This is a genomic window from Mesorhizobium sp. B2-8-9 (assembly GCF_006439475.1).
Taxonomy (GTDB): Bacteria; Pseudomonadota; Alphaproteobacteria; order Rhizobiales; family Rhizobiaceae; genus Mesorhizobium.
Genome location: NZ_VFTQ01000021.1, coordinates 67,718 through 82,399 on the forward strand (window position 1 = coordinate 67,718; position 14,682 = coordinate 82,399).

17 protein-coding genes are annotated in these 14,682 nt (G+C 62.8%); 9 read left to right on the forward strand and 8 right to left on the reverse strand.

Annotated features, from left to right (window positions below):
• Positions 1-6 precede the first annotated feature (6 nt).
• The gene (locus tag FJ423_RS22880) at positions 7-378 is read right to left on the reverse strand and encodes a DUF805 domain-containing protein (protein ID WP_140635861.1); all 372 of its coding nucleotides are present in this window, start codon (positions 376-378) and stop codon (positions 7-9) included.
• A gap of 24 nt (positions 379-402) precedes the next feature.
• The gene (gene dapD / locus FJ423_RS22885) at positions 403-1,257 is read right to left on the reverse strand and encodes a 2,3,4,5-tetrahydropyridine-2,6-dicarboxylate N-succinyltransferase (protein ID WP_140845325.1); all 855 of its coding nucleotides are present in this window, start codon (positions 1,255-1,257) and stop codon (positions 403-405) included.
• Between the two features lie 144 nt (positions 1,258-1,401).
• Here dapD and FJ423_RS22890 point away from each other — a divergent pair, with 144 nt between their 5' ends.
• Entirely contained in the window at positions 1,402-2,241 is an 840-nt protein-coding gene (locus tag FJ423_RS22890; RefSeq protein WP_095769522.1) for an LOG family protein, read from the forward strand.
• A gap of 29 nt (positions 2,242-2,270) precedes the next feature.
• Here the strand turns inward: FJ423_RS22890 and FJ423_RS22895 are convergent, their stop codons facing one another.
• Entirely contained in the window at positions 2,271-2,894 is a 624-nt protein-coding gene (locus FJ423_RS22895; protein WP_246680236.1) for a response regulator transcription factor, read from the reverse strand.
• A gap of 292 nt (positions 2,895-3,186) precedes the next feature.
• A complete protein-coding gene (locus tag FJ423_RS22900; protein ID WP_246680239.1) occupies positions 3,187-3,864 on the reverse strand; it encodes a sensor histidine kinase in 678 nt (225 codons plus the stop codon).
• Between the two features lie 253 nt (positions 3,865-4,117).
• Here FJ423_RS22900 and FJ423_RS33660 point away from each other — a divergent pair, with 253 nt between their 5' ends.
• The 3 genes from FJ423_RS33660 to FJ423_RS33665 all read left to right on the forward strand — a co-directional run bounded on the left by FJ423_RS33660 (position 4,118) and on the right by FJ423_RS33665 (position 5,640).
• Positions 4,118-4,534 carry a hypothetical protein gene (locus FJ423_RS33660; protein ID WP_176477154.1) on the forward strand — a complete coding sequence of 139 codons (417 nt, stop codon included), beginning with the start codon at positions 4,118-4,120 and terminating at the stop codon, positions 4,532-4,534.
• A 192-nt stretch (positions 4,535-4,726) separates the two neighbouring features.
• Positions 4,727-5,179, forward strand: coding sequence for a hypothetical protein (locus FJ423_RS22910; RefSeq protein WP_140845328.1), 453 nt, complete (start codon positions 4,727-4,729; stop codon positions 5,177-5,179).
• Positions 5,179-5,640 carry a hypothetical protein gene (locus tag FJ423_RS33665; RefSeq protein WP_181174872.1) on the forward strand — a complete coding sequence of 154 codons (462 nt, stop codon included), beginning with the start codon at positions 5,179-5,181 and terminating at the stop codon, positions 5,638-5,640. The genes FJ423_RS22910 and FJ423_RS33665 overlap by 1 nt, the downstream gene beginning before the upstream one ends.
• Before the next feature lie 401 nt (positions 5,641-6,041).
• Here the strand turns inward: FJ423_RS33665 and FJ423_RS22920 are convergent, their stop codons facing one another.
• Positions 6,042-6,749, reverse strand: a complete 708-nt coding sequence (locus FJ423_RS22920) for a pyrimidine 5'-nucleotidase (RefSeq protein ID WP_095769490.1) — start codon at positions 6,747-6,749, stop codon at positions 6,042-6,044.
• 150 nt (positions 6,750-6,899) lie between these two features.
• Here FJ423_RS22920 and FJ423_RS22925 point away from each other — a divergent pair, with 150 nt between their 5' ends.
• The 3 genes from FJ423_RS22925 (at position 6,900) to FJ423_RS22930 (ending at position 9,429) form a co-directional block, all read left to right on the forward strand.
• The gene (locus FJ423_RS22925) at positions 6,900-7,661 is read left to right on the forward strand and encodes a GGDEF domain-containing protein (RefSeq protein WP_140845369.1); all 762 of its coding nucleotides are present in this window, start codon (positions 6,900-6,902) and stop codon (positions 7,659-7,661) included.
• Positions 7,662-7,834: 173 nt separating this feature from the next.
• Positions 7,835-7,993: a hypothetical protein gene (locus FJ423_RS33670; protein ID WP_176477158.1), complete on the forward strand. Its 159-nt coding sequence runs from the start codon at positions 7,835-7,837 to the stop codon at positions 7,991-7,993.
• The gene (locus tag FJ423_RS22930) at positions 7,990-9,429 is read left to right on the forward strand and encodes a GMC family oxidoreductase (RefSeq protein WP_140845329.1); all 1,440 of its coding nucleotides are present in this window, start codon (positions 7,990-7,992) and stop codon (positions 9,427-9,429) included. Before FJ423_RS33670 ends, FJ423_RS22930 begins: the two co-directional genes overlap by 4 nt.
• A 542-nt stretch (positions 9,430-9,971) precedes the next feature.
• On the opposite strand, the gene phhA is transcribed toward FJ423_RS22930, so the two are convergent.
• Positions 9,972-10,808, reverse strand: a complete 837-nt coding sequence (phhA, locus tag FJ423_RS22935; RefSeq protein WP_140845330.1) for a phenylalanine 4-monooxygenase — start codon at positions 10,806-10,808, stop codon at positions 9,972-9,974.
• Between the two features lie 135 nt (positions 10,809-10,943).
• Here phhA and FJ423_RS22940 point away from each other — a divergent pair, with 135 nt between their 5' ends.
• Both FJ423_RS22940 and bchE read left to right on the forward strand, forming a co-directional pair.
• Positions 10,944-11,420, forward strand: coding sequence for an Lrp/AsnC family transcriptional regulator (locus FJ423_RS22940; protein ID WP_140845331.1), 477 nt, complete (start codon positions 10,944-10,946; stop codon positions 11,418-11,420).
• A 102-nt stretch (positions 11,421-11,522) separates the two neighbouring features.
• Complete coding sequence (gene bchE, locus FJ423_RS22945; RefSeq protein WP_140845332.1) at positions 11,523-13,091, forward strand: magnesium-protoporphyrin IX monomethyl ester anaerobic oxidative cyclase; 1,569 nt, start codon at positions 11,523-11,525, stop codon at positions 13,089-13,091.
• Positions 13,092-13,134: 43 nt separating this feature from the next.
• Here bchE and argB read toward each other — a convergent pair whose 3' ends face one another.
• A complete protein-coding gene (argB, locus tag FJ423_RS22950) occupies positions 13,135-14,028 on the reverse strand; it encodes an acetylglutamate kinase (protein ID WP_140845333.1) in 894 nt (297 codons plus the stop codon).
• A 99-nt stretch (positions 14,029-14,127) separates the two neighbouring features.
• Positions 14,128-14,544, reverse strand: coding sequence for an RNA polymerase sigma factor region1.1 domain-containing protein (locus FJ423_RS22955; protein ID WP_181174873.1), 417 nt, complete (start codon positions 14,542-14,544; stop codon positions 14,128-14,130).
• Between the last annotated feature and the right edge of the window lie 138 nt (positions 14,545-14,682).

Genomic DNA, 14,682 nt, shown 5'->3' on the forward strand with positions numbered 1-14,682 from the left:
GCGACCTCAGCTATCGCCCGGCGCGTTGGTGCGCCTGCCGTAGCGGTTCGGTCCGGGATCGCTGCGGAAACAGGCCAGGATGATGAGCAGGATGGGACCGATGATGAGCGAGATCAGTGCAAAATAGGTCGGCTTGCCGAAATCATGGAAGCGCTTCGCCGTCACCGCGAAGGTGGCCCAGGCCGAGATCAGCAGCACGCCCCAGCATATCATGGCCCAGTTCTGGCTGGCGGTCGTGTTCAGCTCCACCCGCGCGAACTGGTAGAACGGGAAAAACTGGACAAGGACCAGCAAAATCCCGGCCAGCGCATAGGCGACCGGGCTCAGCCGCCCCGAAAGGCTGAAGAACAGCCAGAGGAATTGCGATCGTTCAGCCAATGGCGTCCGCTCCGTCGTGGAGGATCAATCGCGCAGCAATTCGTTGATCGAGGTCTTGGAGCGGGTCTTGGCGTCAACGCGCTTGACGATGACGGCGCAGTAGAGGCTCGGGCCCGGCTCGCCATTGGGCAGCGGCTTTCCGGGCAGCGATCCGGCGACGACGACCGAGTTCGGCGGCACCTCGCCGTAAAAGACCTCGCCGGTGGCACGGTCGACGATCTTGGTCGACTGGCCGATGAACACGCCCATGCCGAGCACCGAGCCTTCGCGAACGATGCAGCCTTCGACCACTTCGGAGCGCGCGCCGATAAAGCAATTGTCCTCGATGATGGTCGGGCCGGCCTGCATCGGCTCCAGCACGCCGCCGATGCCGACGCCGCCGGAAAGATGCACGTTCTTGCCGATCTGGGCGCAGGAGCCGACCGAAGCCCAGGTGTCGACCATGGTGCCGGTATCGACATAGGCCCCGACATTGACGAAGGACGGCATCAGCACGGCGCCCGGCGCGACATAGGCCGACCGGCGCACGATCGAGGACGGTACGGCGCGGAAGCCTGCCTTCTCGAAGTCGACGGCGCTCCAGCCGTCGAACTTGGACGGCACCTTGTCCCACCACACGGCTTGGCCGGGACCGCCCTTGATGATCTCCATCGGGTTCAGCCGGAAGGAGAGCAGCACCGCCTTCTTCAGCCACTGGTTGACGTGCCACTTGCCGTCGTCCTGCCGTTCGGCGACGCGGGCGACGCCGCGGTCGAGCAGGTCGAGCGCCGACTGGATGGCATCGCGCGTCTCGCCGCGCGTCGCGGTCGAAATCGCGTCGCGCTCCTCGAAGGCCTTCTCGATGGTTCTTTCGAGGCTCGCCAGATCGGGCTTCGACATGATTTCGCTCCATTACCAAGCTGTTAAGGGGCCACGCCTTAACCTGTTTAAAAGTCGCGCGGACCCTATGTTAAGGCTCAATGGGGGTCAATCGCGCCTGCGGCACGGGACGGCGCAAGTGAAGGAATTGGACGGGTGGATTCGATGACTCCCATGGAAAAGGCAGGGTGGACGCCGCTGCCGCATTCGGACGAGGATCTGGAGCGCTCGAAAGGCGTGCCGGATACCCCGCAGACGCGTGCCGAGACCTACCGGCTGGCCTGGAACGATCCCGAGTTCATGACGCGTCGCGAATTGCGCGCCGTGCGGCTGCAGCTCGAGCTCCTGAAGCCGGAAATGATCCTGGCCGAACGCGGCATTCATTCGACCGTCATCCTGTTCGGCGGCGCCCGCCTGCCGGAACCCGGCGGCGAGGCCTGGGCGGCCAAGAACGAGACGCAGAAGAAGAACCTCGAGGCGAACAGCAAATATTACGAAGAAGCGCGCAGATTCGCGCGTCTGTGCTCGCAGCAGTCGGCCACCTCCTATTATCGTGAATATGTCGTCGTCACCGGCGGCGGGCCCGGCGTCATGGAGGCAGGCAACCGCGGCGCCGACGATGTCGGCGCGCCGTCGATCGGGCTGAACATCGTATTGCCGCACGAGCAGGCGCCCAACGCCTATGTCACGCCGGAGCTCTGCTTCAACTTCCACTACTTCGCCGTCCGCAAGATGCATTTCGTCATGCGCGCCAAGGCGGTCGCGGTGTTTCCGGGCGGCTTCGGCACGATGGACGAGTTCTTCGAGACGCTGACGCTCATCCAGACGGGACGCATGGAGCGCGTCCCGGTCATCCTATTCGGCAAGGCGTTCTGGCAAAGGGCGATCGATCTCGATTTCCTCGCCGAGCAGGGCACGATCTCGCCCGGCGACCAGGACATCATCGATTTCGTCGACACGGCCGAAGAGGCCTGGGAGATCATCCGCCGCTTCTACAAACTTTAAGGGCGGGAAGACAAACCTGCCCGGTCTGCCTACGCCGGCAGCTCGACCAGCCAGCCATTCGAGTGCGCGAAACGCACGATGGCCGCCCGTGAGTGCAGCGCGAGCTTCTCGGTTGCCCTGGTGCGGTAGGTCTCGATCGTCTTTATGCTGAGGTTGAGCCGGGACGAGATTTCCTTGTTGCTGTAGCCGAGCGCCACCAGCTGGATGACCGACCGTTCCCGTTCGCTGAGATTGCCGGGACCGCCCTGGGTGGCGCCGCGCGGGCTCAATATGCGCGCGGCGAGCGCCGGATCGACATAGTTGTCGCCGGCCAATACGCAGCGGATGGCCTGCAGCAGGTCCGTCGCCGTCGACCGCTTGACCACGAAGCCGCGTCCGCCGGCCGCAAGCACCTGGCGCAGGCAGCCTGGGTCCTCATGCGCCGTCAGCGCTATGCAGCTGACCTCGGGAAAGCGTTCGCCAAGCCGTTCGATCAGCGTGACCCCGTTGACGCCCGGAAGCGATATGTCGACCACGGCGACATCGGGTAGCGTCTTGCCGATCCCTTCAAGGGCATCCTCGGCATTTCCGGCCAGTCCGACGATCGTCAGATCGTCCTGGCTGTCGATCATCGCGCCGACCCCCGACAGGATGATCGGATGGTCATCGACCACGAATATGCGCCTGCAGCACACCTTAACCTCCATCAGTCTGCCAAAGGCCCTGTCACGCGGAAAGGGTCCTCTTGTCCTTGATGGTCTAGGCAACTGGCCCGCCTGGCGCGGGACGCCCGTCTGTTCTGGCGGCCTGAACGGCCGCAACGGGTAAGCCATCCCCCGCCTAACCCAATGAAGCCGAACTGTAAGCCACCGCTAATGTCCGGGATGTGCAGCGCTTCACGTAACCCCACCTGACGCCGAAGATGCCGTTTCAGACTTGTTCGCGTCTTGTCGGCCGGACCGTCGATCAGCCGGCCAGAGGCACATCGGCGTAAATGGTGGTCCCCTTGCCCCTGGCGGTTTCAACCGACAATTTGCCACCGACCAGCGCCAGCCGCTCCCTCATTCCGGCAAGGCCCAAATGGCCCGGACCCGGTTCGGCGCTGGCGTCGAAGCCGCGGCCGTCATCCTCGATCGTCAGGCGTATCCGATCGTCCTGGATGTGCGCCGTGACGCTTACGCGGCTCGGCGCGGCATGCTTGCCGATATCGGTGAGCGCTTCCTGCGCAATGCGGTACAAAGTGAGCGCGATCTCGGCAGGCGGCGGGCTCGACAGGGCTTCAAGATCCATCTCGCATGCAATGCCAAGTTGACCGCAAAGCATGGTGGCCAGGTCCTCGACCGAAGCTCTGAGTCCTTGGCGATCGAGGTCTGCGGGTCGCAGGCTCCAGGCGGCGTCATGCACCCTGGCACTCAGCTCGTCGATAAGCATCGCGGCGCGCTCGAGGCGGGTGTCCATCTCCGGCGAGCCGGCGCGAACGATGTGCAATTCGAGCGCGACGCTGGCGAGCAGCTGGCCAAGATCGTCATGCAGCTCGCGCGACAGGCGCAGGCGCTGCTCTTCCTGCACGGCAACCAGATGCCGCGCCAGACCACGGCGCTTTCGCGAGCTTTCACCTTTGCCGGTGTCGATGCCACCCTCCACCGTCAACGCTGCGCCCGCGAGAAGAGGCGCAAGGGTTGATGCTGTGCGCAATATACACCCGGCATACGCCTTTATGCCTGTCAGTTTTTTCCTGATTGCTTCAACTTTTCCTGACACGGGGGTCAGCAGAAAAACCGGCCGCACCTGCCGATCAGCCCGAATTCATGGGCGCTATTTCCGCGTGCATCCTTAGAGCGTCCTCCCGGTCATCTTGAACTGGCCGGGAAGCTCAACACCAACCAAGGAGAACGTCATGAGAAAGATCATCCTGGCCGCGGCCGTGCTGTCGGCTCTGACCGGTTCGGCATCCGCATTTTCGGTCGGTAGCGGCAACGGCAACGGCAACGGCAATGTCGGCGTCGGCAACGGCAATGGCAACGGCAACGCCAACACCGGCGCCTTCAATGGCAACTTCAACGGCAACGGCAATTTCGGCTTCGGCAACGGCAACGGGAACGGCAACGCCAATATGGGCGCCTTCAACGGCAACTATAACGGCAACCTCAATGCCGGCGCCGCCAACGGCAACGGCAACGGCAACGGCAATTTCGGCCTCGGCAACGGCAACCTGAACGGCAACGGGAACTGGGGCATCGGAAACGGAAGCGCCAACGGCAACGGCAACGCCGGTGTCGGCAACGGCAACGGAAACGGCAACGGGAACCACTAGTCCCCGTCCAACCGCCGGCGTCGCCAAGCTTCAGTTTGGAAAGACGCTGATGGCTCTGGGACCGTCGAGCCAAGCGCCCGTCCCCCGCGCAAGGCCACCGCGACATGTCGCCGACGGTCCCAGTCCTTTTCGCCCAATCCTTTTTGCAACAGATCCCAATTTCAAAAGCTAAGCCATGGAAGGAGCTCGCAGATGAAACGCTACGTCATACCGGCGCTATGCCTGGGGTTGTTGAGCGCAACCGCGGCGAAGGCTGACACCGCGACGGGCAGCCAGGCCTTCGGCATGTCGGCCGCCCAGGGAGCGGTCGGCAAATACGGCCAATCCATCGGCGCGAACGTCAGGGGCATGAACCCGCTCGGCAATTTCGGCGGCAATGTCGGCTACAAGAACAGCGGTACGGGCAATGTCGGCGCCTTCAACAGCGGCACCGGCAATGTCGGCGCTTTCAACGGCAACAACAACACCTCGTCGACAAGCGGCAACGGCAACATTGGCGCCTTCAACGGCAACTCCAACACCGGCCAATACAACGGCAACAGCAACATCGGTGCCGGCAATGGCAACTTCAACGGCGGCAACTTCAACGGAAACGGCAATGTCGGCGCCTTCAACGGCAACTCCAACGGCCGGGGAAACCGCTGATGACTGGCTTGAGCTCATCCACCCGGCCTCGCAGGCGCCGGGTGGCGGCGAGGCTGCTTGACGGCAACGGCCTCGCGCTGGGCACGCTGCTTGCCGCTTTGCTGGTTGTCGACGCTTCGACGCTGGCCAGGATTGCCGACCTTCCAATCGGGGCCGGTATCGCCAACGGTCTTGGCAATACCGGAAATTTCAACGGCAACGGAAATTCCGGCAACTTCAACGGCAATGGCAACAGCGGCAATTTCAACGGCAACGGCAATGCCGGAAGTTTCAGCGGCAACTTCAATGGCGGCAGCTTCAACGGCAACGCCAATTGCGGCAATGGCCATGGCAACGGCTATGCGTCGGACGGCAATGGCAACGGTACGAGAGCAGCAGGCAATCCGGACCTGTGCCGGTTTTTGAAGGAGCTGAACGGCCGACTGGGACTGCCGCCCGGCACGATTCCGGATTTCGATTAGAGCAATTCCAGGAAAGTGCGCAGCGGTCTTCCGCCCGGAATTGCGTTTCGCCGTTTCCGTGAAACGGCCCTAGGTCTTCGATACAAGGTCGCAGGCCTAGGCCAGATATTCACCGCCCATTTCCGAAATCAGCGCAAACGCCGGCGATTGGCTGAAGTCGCCCGAACCTCGTCATTCCAGGGCGGAGCAGCCGCGAATCGGCGTCGCGGAGACCCTGGATTCCATTCCGTGACCCTGATCAAAGAGTGCAGCGGAGCAGAATTCTGCACCGCGGCAGCGCTCATACGTCACGGAATGGATCCTCGGGTCTGCGCGCGTCGCTTCGCTCCTTGCTCCGCCCGTGGATGACGATCGCGATGGGCGTTTCGGCCAATCGCCAAGGCATGCCTATGCAAACATCGTTAGGCCACGACGTCGACGATCGCGGTCAGGAAACCGGCGAGGTCGTCGGTGACGAAATCGACGTCGTCCTCGTTTGCGGGGTCGCGTTCCCAGATCTCCGAGAAGGTCGGCTCGAAATTGCGCGGCACCACCAGCACGGTCGTCATGCCGAGCGTTTTCGGCACGGCCAGATTGCGCGCCAGATCCTCGAACATCACCGCATTGTGCCCGGTCACCGAGTGCAATTCGGCAAAACGCTCATAGGTCTGGCGCTCCGGCTTGGGGCTCAGCCCCGCCGCGACGATGTCGAAGATGGCATCGAAATGTTCCAGTATGCCGAGCTGGCGGGCGGTGCGTTCGGCGTGCCTGCGGTCGCCATTGGTGAAGATGAACTTGCGCCCGGGAAGCTGGCGGATCGCTGCGCCCAGCACCGGATCCGGCACCAGCCGCGAATAGTCGATGTCGTGCACCTTCTCGAGGAAATCGTCGGGATCGATGCCGTGCCGCTTCATCAGCCCGTTCAGCGTCGTGCCGTATTCCAGGTAGAGCTCCTTCTGCAGCTTGCGCGCGTCGTCGCGCGAAAGCGTCAGCAGCTCGCCGACATAGGCGGTCATCTTCACGTCGATCTGCGCGAACAGGTTCGAGTGATGCGGATAGAGCGTGTTGTCGAGGTCGAATACCCAGTCCGTGACATGGGCGAAGCGGGCGGGATCGGGTGTCGTTGTCATGGGTTTCTTATGGCATGCCGACGCTGGATTTATCCACAACTTATGCGCGTCACGAAATGTGAAAATGGCGCCTCGCTTCAAATTTTAAAAGTCCTGGAAAGGTCGCCTTTAACGCTTGCTGGCACACAAGCTGACCCTTGGGAGCAAGTGATGAGTCGCATAATTTTGAGGGCCGCTGCCGTGGCGTTCGCTTCGGTCGCTGCCTCGCTGTTGTTGACGCTGATTGTGATGCCGGCGATGGGCTTTCCGATGAGCCGCACGGTTTGGCTGGCGTCGACGGTTTGTCCGCTCGTGCTCGCCTGGGCCGCCAGCGCCAGCAGCTTCTGGCAGAGCGATCGGTTGCAGAATGCTCATCGCGAGCTTGCCCGGGCTCACGCGCAGCTCGCGGCGGCGCACAGGCGCCTGTCGGAAAAGGCAAGCCGGGACGACATGACCGGCATGCTCAACCGCGAGACCTTTTTCGCCGCGCTCGACGGTTCGCGGCGCAAGAGCGATCGCGGCGCGCTGCTCATCATCGACGCCGATCACTTCAAGAGGATCAATGACAGTTACGGTCATCTGACCGGAGACGAAGCGCTGCTTTTGATCGCCGGCGCCATCGAACGCGGCATTCGCAGCGGCGACCTGCTCGGCCGCATAGGCGGCGAGGAATTCGCGGCTTTCCTGGTTGGCGCCAGCGAACCGGAAGCCAAGCATATCGCCGAACGCATCCGCCGCGAGGTCGAGCTGATCCGTTTCCGCCCGGTCGACGAGCGGACCGTGCCGCTCACGGTTTCGATCGGCGGGGTCTGCTGCGGCGAGAGCGCGACCATTTCGGATTTGATGCGCGCCGCCGACCGCAGGCTTTACGAAGCCAAGAACCGCGGCCGCAATCGTTCGATTCTCGACCGCGAGCTGCCCGAGGCGGCATGAAGCCTCGCCGCAGGCGTTAGGAATGCCCTAACCATGTTCATATTCAACCGCGCTAAACTTCCTGATGTAACGCCGTTTTCACCTGGGTCTGGCACGGAATTGGCCTCCCAGGCGGCACATGTGCCGTTGAGGAACGGCATGCGTGGATCGAGGCCCCTGTCGAGAGACGTGTCATGAGCAGGTTCATGAGAAAAATGTCGCGCCGCGCGATCGTGCAGGCGCTGATCGCGCTGCCTGCCCTGTCGCTGTTCCGCAGCCAGCAACCCGTGGTCGATGCCGATGAGATCGTCGAGATCAATGGCTGGATCCTGCGGCGAAGCGACCTCACATGATCTTCAACAGCTACGAGGCCTACAAGCAGGCCGGCTTCAGACCCAAAGCCTGCATTCTCGGCTCCGGCCCGGCCGGCATGACGATCGCCAGGAAGCTCGGCGCAGCCGGCATCCCGGTGGTCGTGCTGGAGGCGGGTTCGCGCGAGTTCAGCGATGAGTCGCAGGATTTCTACCGCGGCAAGACGGTTGGCGATTTCTATTTCGACCTCGACATCACCAGGCTGCGCTTCATGGGCGGCTCGTCCAATCACTGGGCCGGCTGGTGCCGCGTGCTCGACAAACAGGACTTCGAGCCCAAGGCCTGGGCGCCGGACACCGGCTGGCCGATCGGCCGCGCCGACATCGAGCCCTATCTTGGCGAAGTTCACGATATCCTCGAGCTGCCCGATTTCCGTCCCGACGTCCCGGTTTCGGACGACATCCGCTGGGTTCAATTGATCAAGAGCCCGGCGGTTCGCTTCGGCGAGAAGTTCGCCGACGAGCTCGACAGGAGCAGGAACATCGCCGTCGTGCTCAATACCTACGCGACCGAGCTCACCGGCGACGGCAAGCGCGTCACCGGCGCGAAGCTCTGGTCGAACGGCCAGGATGCCGGCACCTTCGCGGCGGACTATTTCGTCACCTGCACCGGCGGGCTGGAGAACTCGCGGCTGCTGTTGTGGTCGAATGAGCGCTCGAATGGCGGCGTGGTGCCGAACGCGGCGGCGCTCGGCCGTTACTGGATGGAGCATCCGACCTTCCAGGGCGGCAATGCCATCCTCGCCAATTACTCGGAGTTCGAGGTCGACGCCTCGAAAGAAGCCTTCTTCTCGCCGACGCTTGCCGCGATGGAGCGGCTGCAGATCATGAATTTCGGTATCCGCCTGATCGAGAGCCCCTATCCCAATGTCAAGAAATTGATCGCCGATCTCGCCTGCACGGCGCCTAATATGGCGGAATGGATATCTTCCCAGCTGGACCAGAGGCTGCACTGCGCCGCCCAGCTTTACGTCGCCTGGGAACAGGCGCCGCTTGCCTCCAACCAGATCGCGCTGTCGAAGTCCGATGTCGACCACGCCGGCGTGCCGCGCATCGAATTGCACTGGAAGAAATCGCCGCTCGAGCGCCGCACGCTGCTCGAAGGCCTCAGGCTTTTCGGCACGACCATGGCGCAGAAGAATCTCGGCCGCGTCCGCATCGACGACTGGATCGGCAATGGCGGCGATTACCCGACCAATGAGGAAACGGCCGGCAACCACCATATGGGTGGCACCCGCATGGGCACCGACGTCTTGAAGAGCGTCGTCGACGCCAATTGCAAGGTGCACGGCATGGACAATCTCTATGTCGGCGGCTCGTCGGTGTTCTGCACGTCGGGCCAGTGCAATCCGACGACGACCATCACCGCGCTCGCCTGCCGCCTCGGCGAGCATCTGGGCAAGGTGATCGCCGTCTGATCTCGACCGTGCTGCGCATTCATCAATGCGGCACACGCCCTGCAGAGCGAGCAGTTGGCCAGGATCAAGGCCGAGCCTGACAAGGCATAGCCAGAGGATCAGCGCAGGATTTGAAAAATTGCCGTTTATCGACGGGCACGATTTTCACCGTTTCTTTCGGTGACGTTGGCGATTGGCGGAAGCCTTCCAACCTCGTCATTCCAGGGCGGAGCAGCCGCGAAGCGGCGTCGCGGAGACCCTGGAATACATTCCGTGGCTCTGATCAAAGAGTGCAGCTGAGCAGAATTCTGCACCGCGGCAGCGCTCATGCGACACGGAATGGATCCTCGGGTCTGCGCGCGTCGCTTCGCTCCTTGCTCCGCCCGTGGATGACGACTGGGTGGGCGTTTCGGCTACCGCCAAGGCATGGCATCTGCCAACGCAAACATAGCCAACCGGTCAAAATCCCTGTGCTGGGGAACTAATTGCAAAAAGGCACAAAGCGGCCCAGCCGCCTGTCGGCAGCTGAACCGCGCTGAATGTCGGTTGGGCGAAAACCGACCTCAGATTGTTGACGGGTCGAGCGCCGGCTGGCCCTTGAACCGCGCCACGATGCCGGCGAGGTCGCCATGGGCGAAAGCATCGCGCAGCGCATCGAAGGACGGCAGCACGAAATAGGCGCGCTGGAACTTGTCGATCTCATAACCGGTGCGCATCACCGTCTCGAGGTCGAACGGCACATGGTGCGCTTCCTTGCTCTCGACCGCGAATTGCAGCTCGGTGAAGGACGACATCAGCCCGGCGCCGAAAGCTTTCAACGGCTGGCCGGCTTCCTGGATGAGGCCGTATTCGGCGCTGTACCAGTAGAGCCTCGTGATCATCTCGTCGCCGCCGAGCGCAATCAGATCTTCCGCCTTCCGGCCATACATCTGCATGAAATCGGCGAACACCGGCTGGGTCAGGATCGGCACATGGCCAAAGAAATCGTGGAACATGTCCGGCTCGACGATGTAGTCGAGCTCCTTCTTCGTCCGCAGCCAATTGGTCACCGGGAAACGCCGATTGGCGAGATGATCGAAGAAGGGGCCGGCCGGAATGAGGCCGGGCACCGCAACGATCTCCCAGCCCGTCAGCCTGGCGAGCTTTTCGCTGACGGCATCGAAATCCGGAATCCTGTCGAGCAGGCCGAGCGCGGCGACGCCGTCGAGATACGAGCGGTGCGCGAGCTTCCGCGTCAGCTTCGTCTGGCGGTCGCAGAGCGTGCGCCACACCGCCTGTTCCTCGGCGGAGTAGCCGTAGCCCTGCGCCACGGTGAAATCGCTGCGGCAGACCGAATAGTCGCCCCGCAGACCCTGCGCCGCGCATTCGGCGGCATAATCGGCAACGCTGATCGTCATCATATCCTCCTCAAGATCGTGATCGGCGGATCGTGAAGGGGAGTTTAGAAGCGACCGCTGAGGCAAATCAGCTTTGTTTATGGCACGCTAGCTGTTTTGGAGGTAAAAACGCTCAGTTCAACGCGAGCTTGAGAAAAAATGCCTCAATTTGACGATTTCGAGATAAGGATGCTCGACATCCTGCAGCGCGATGGCCGCAAGCCCGTCTCGGAGCTGGCGCAAGAGATCGGCCTGTCGACCACGCCTTGCGCGCGCCGCTTCGAGGCCCTGCAGGCAGCCGGTATCATCAAGGGCTTTGCCGCCGTGCTCAGCCGCCGCGCCGTGGGCTTGACCGTCGAGGTGTTCATCCAGGTGCGGCTGGTCAGCCACAGCGACGGCTCGCCCGAAAGCTTTATCGCCGCCGTGCAGCGCATGGACGAGGTCTCGTCCTGCTGGACGATGACAGGCGACTACGATTTCCTGCTGCATGTCTTGGTGCCGTCGGTGGACGATTTGAACGCCTTCGTCATGCACCGGCTGATGCGTCTGCCCGGCGTGCGCGACGTCCATACGCAACTGGTGCTGCAGAACATCAAAGGACCCGGCCACGTGCCGCTCAGCCATCTACGGCGCTGATCCGGTCAAATCTGGCGAAAAGCTGCGTGGAAACTGCTGAACCGCGCCAAGGCGGCTTCGGCATCTGTCATTAGCACAAGCGGACCAATATGGAGGTCCGCCTTGAACATCGTGCTTATCAATCCGCCGCACACCGCCATCGGCAGCCGTGTGCCCGACGACCACCTGCCGCCGCTCGGTCTTTTGGCCATCGGCGGGCCGCTGATCGATTCCGGCCATCAGGTATGCCTGGTCGACGCCGAGTTCGGTCCGATGCCACTTGCGGCGGTGGTGGACGAGGCGCTGCGCGGCGGTCCGGATTTCGTGCTGATCGGCCATTCCGGCTCGACCTCGGCGCATCCGACAGCCTTGAAGATCGCCGAAATGATCAAGGCCCGCGCGCCGGGCGTCGTTGTCATCTATGGCGGTGTCTTCCCGACCTATCACTGGCGCGATATCCTCGCTGCGACCAACGTCTTCGATTTCATCGTGCGCGGCGAGGGCGAGGCGACCGCGACGGCGCTGGTCGAGGCAATCGAGATGCGCCAGCCGGTGGCGAGCGTTGCCGGCATCGCCTATCGCGACGATTTCGGCCGTCCTGTCGCGACGCAGGCGGCGATGACCATAGCCGACCTCGATGCCTGGCGGGTCGGCTGGGAGCTGATCGATCACCGCCGCTACTCCTATTGGGGCGGCAAGCGGGCCGTGGTCATGCAGTTCTCGCGCGGCTGCCCGCATCTGTGCAACTACTGCGGCCAGCGCGGTTTCTGGACCCGCTGGCGCCACCGCGACCCGGTCAAATTCGCCAGGGAGATTGCCCGGCTCTATCGCGAGCACGGCGTCGAGCTGATCAATCTCGCCGACGAGAACCCGACTTCCTCGAAAAAGGCCTGGCGCGCCTTTCTCGACGCCATGATCGCCGAAAACGTGCCGGTGCTGATCGTCGGCTCGACCCGCGCCGACGATATCGTGCGCGATGCCGATATCCTGCATCTTTATCGCAGGGCCGGCGTCATCCGCTGGCTGCTCGGCATGGAGAACACCGACGAGCAGACGCTGTCGCTGATCCGCAAGGGCGGCAGCACGAAGTCCGACCGCGAGGCGATCCGGCTGCTCAGGCGGCACGGCATCCTGTCGATGGCGACCTGGGTCGCCGGCTTCGAGGACGAGACCTTGCGCGATCTCTGGCGCGGCTTCCGCCAGCTCATCGCCTATGACCCCGACCAGATCCAAGCGCTCTATGTCACGCCGCATCGCTGGACGCCGTTCTTCCGCATCGCCAAGGACCGCAAGGTGATTCAGAAGGACGTGCGCCTGTGGGATTACAAGCACCAGGTTCTGCGCATGACCAGGCTGAAACCCTGGATGCTGTTCTTCGCCGTCAAGCTGATCGAGGTGGCGGTGCAGTCGCGGCCGAAGGCGCTGGCGCGCATCCTGTTCCATCCCGATCCCGAGCAGCGGCATTCGATGCGCTGGTACACCAGGATGGGGCGCCGTGTCTGGTTCCGCGAGGTCTGGGGGTTTCTGGTCCGCGACGGCCGCGTCACGGACGGGCCGACATTAGCCGAATTCTGGGGCGCGCCGCAGGACACCGAGGAGGAATCGATGATCGTCGGGCGCCAGCCACGCAAGTCCGTCGCGCCGGTCATTGAAGATCGAGGCGCGCCGGCGGCAAGAAAGTTAGCCGGCTGACATGGCGGTTTACCATTCCATGGAAATGGTGAACTTGCCTTTCTTACGGGACGATCAGCGTGCCGGCGCCGTGCTCGGTGAACAGCTCGAGCAGCACCGAATGCGGCGTCTTGCCGTTGAGGATGACGACGCCTTCGACGCCGCGCTCGATCGCCTCGATGCAGGTCTCGACCTTCGGGATCATGCCGCCCGAAACCGTGCCGTCCTTGATCAGCGCCCTGGCCTCGGCGACCGTCAGCTCGTCGATCAGCTTCTTGTTCTTGTCGAGGACGCCCGGCACGTCAGTGAGGAAGAGCAGGCGCGAGGCGCGGCAGGCGCCGGCGATGGCGCCGGCAAAGGTGTCGGCGTTGATGTTGTAGGTGTGGCCGTCGCGGCCGGGCGCCACCGGTGCCAGCACCGGGATCATTTCCGAGCGCGCCAGAAGGTCGAGCAGCGTGCGGTCGACCTCGACCGGCTCGCCGACGAAGCCGAGATCGAGCACCCGCTCGATGTTGGAATCCGGATCGACCATGGTCTTGCGCGCCTTTTCGGCGAACACCATGTTGCCGTCCTTGCCGCAGAGCCCGATCGCCCATTCGCCCTCGGCGTTGATCAGCGCCACGATCTCCTTGTTGATCGAGCCGGCCAGCACCATCTCGACGATCTCGACAGTCTTCTGGTCGGTGACGCGCAGGCCGCCCTCGAACTTGGATTCGATACCCATCTTGGTGAGCATCGCGCCGATCTGCGGCCCACCGCCATGCACGACGATCGGATTGACGCCGGATTGTTTCAACAGCGCGATGTCGCGGGCGAACGCCTTGCCGAGCTCCGTATCGCCCATGGCATGCCCGCCATATTTCACCACCACCGTCTTGTTCTCGTAGCGCTGCATATAAGGCAGCGCGCGAGAGAGCAGCGCGGCCTGCATTTCGGCGTTGGCGGCGATGTCCGTCATCGGTATCGATCCCAGCTAGCGTGAATGGCGGCCTCTTAGCGGGAATTGCCGCGCGGAGCAAATGGTTCGGCAAGCAACATTATGTGCGATGCGATCGGCCTATTCTTCGATCCGCAAGTCGCTGTCGACGATCAACGCAAAGACACCGTCGATGTCGTCCGAATCCAGGTCATGATGACGCGCAAGCACGAGATTGAGTTCGTCCAGCGTGACCGACCCGCGCTCCTGGCACCGGCCGATCAAATCGAGGATCGCGCTTCTGATTTGGTCTGGCAAATTGGTCATCCGCGCAGAAATCGGGCGGCGCGGATAATTTTCAAGGCGCTGGCCTATTGCGGCACCTTGAGCGGGCCCGCCGTCCCAGCCACCCCGAATGCTTCTCCATCTGCTCGGCGAAAGACAACAGCGTTTCCTCGTCGCCGCGTCGACCAGCTCCTGCGTTGCAATTTCCCCTTTGTGGACGAGCTCGGCAAGGCCGGTCGCATCCTGTTCCCAAAGCACCCGCTCGATCGACATCCGCATCCCCTCGTTAGCCAAAATCTATCGCAAATCGAATCGGGATTCGATAAAACCAACGGCACGGCAATCTTCGGCGGACAAAGCCTCTTCTCACATCAGTAAGACTGGGCGGCCCGTTGCAATTAAATCGCAATC

Excerpts from the sequence above, each read along its gene's own strand:
- phhA (WP_140845330.1), bottom strand. The coding sequence starts at position 10,808 with ATGATGACGATCAGCGTTGCCGATTATGCCGCCGAATGCGCGGCGCAG.
- FJ423_RS22930 (WP_140845329.1), top strand. The coding sequence starts at position 7,990 with ATGATCTTCAACAGCTACGAGGCCTACAAGCAGGCCGGCTTCAGACCC.
- FJ423_RS22925 (WP_140845369.1), top strand. The coding sequence starts at position 6,900 with ATGAGTCGCATAATTTTGAGGGCCGCTGCCGTGGCGTTCGCTTCGGTC.
- FJ423_RS33670 (WP_176477158.1), top strand. The coding sequence starts at position 7,835 with ATGAGCAGGTTCATGAGAAAAATGTCGCGCCGCGCGATCGTGCAGGCG.
- FJ423_RS22955 (WP_181174873.1), bottom strand. The coding sequence starts at position 14,544 with ATGTCGATCGAGCGGGTGCTTTGGGAACAGGATGCGACCGGCCTTGCC.
- argB (WP_140845333.1), bottom strand. The coding sequence starts at position 14,028 with ATGACGGACATCGCCGCCAACGCCGAAATGCAGGCCGCGCTGCTCTCT.
- FJ423_RS22890 (WP_095769522.1), top strand. The coding sequence starts at position 1,402 with ATGACTCCCATGGAAAAGGCAGGGTGGACGCCGCTGCCGCATTCGGAC.
- FJ423_RS22920 (WP_095769490.1), bottom strand. The coding sequence starts at position 6,749 with ATGACAACGACACCCGATCCCGCCCGCTTCGCCCATGTCACGGACTGG.
- FJ423_RS22910 (WP_140845328.1), top strand. The coding sequence starts at position 4,727 with ATGAAACGCTACGTCATACCGGCGCTATGCCTGGGGTTGTTGAGCGCA.
- FJ423_RS33665 (WP_181174872.1), top strand. The coding sequence starts at position 5,179 with ATGACTGGCTTGAGCTCATCCACCCGGCCTCGCAGGCGCCGGGTGGCG.
- FJ423_RS33660 (WP_176477154.1), top strand. The coding sequence starts at position 4,118 with ATGAGAAAGATCATCCTGGCCGCGGCCGTGCTGTCGGCTCTGACCGGT.
- FJ423_RS22940 (WP_140845331.1), top strand. The coding sequence starts at position 10,944 with ATGCCTCAATTTGACGATTTCGAGATAAGGATGCTCGACATCCTGCAG.
- dapD (WP_140845325.1), bottom strand. The coding sequence starts at position 1,257 with ATGTCGAAGCCCGATCTGGCGAGCCTCGAAAGAACCATCGAGAAGGCC.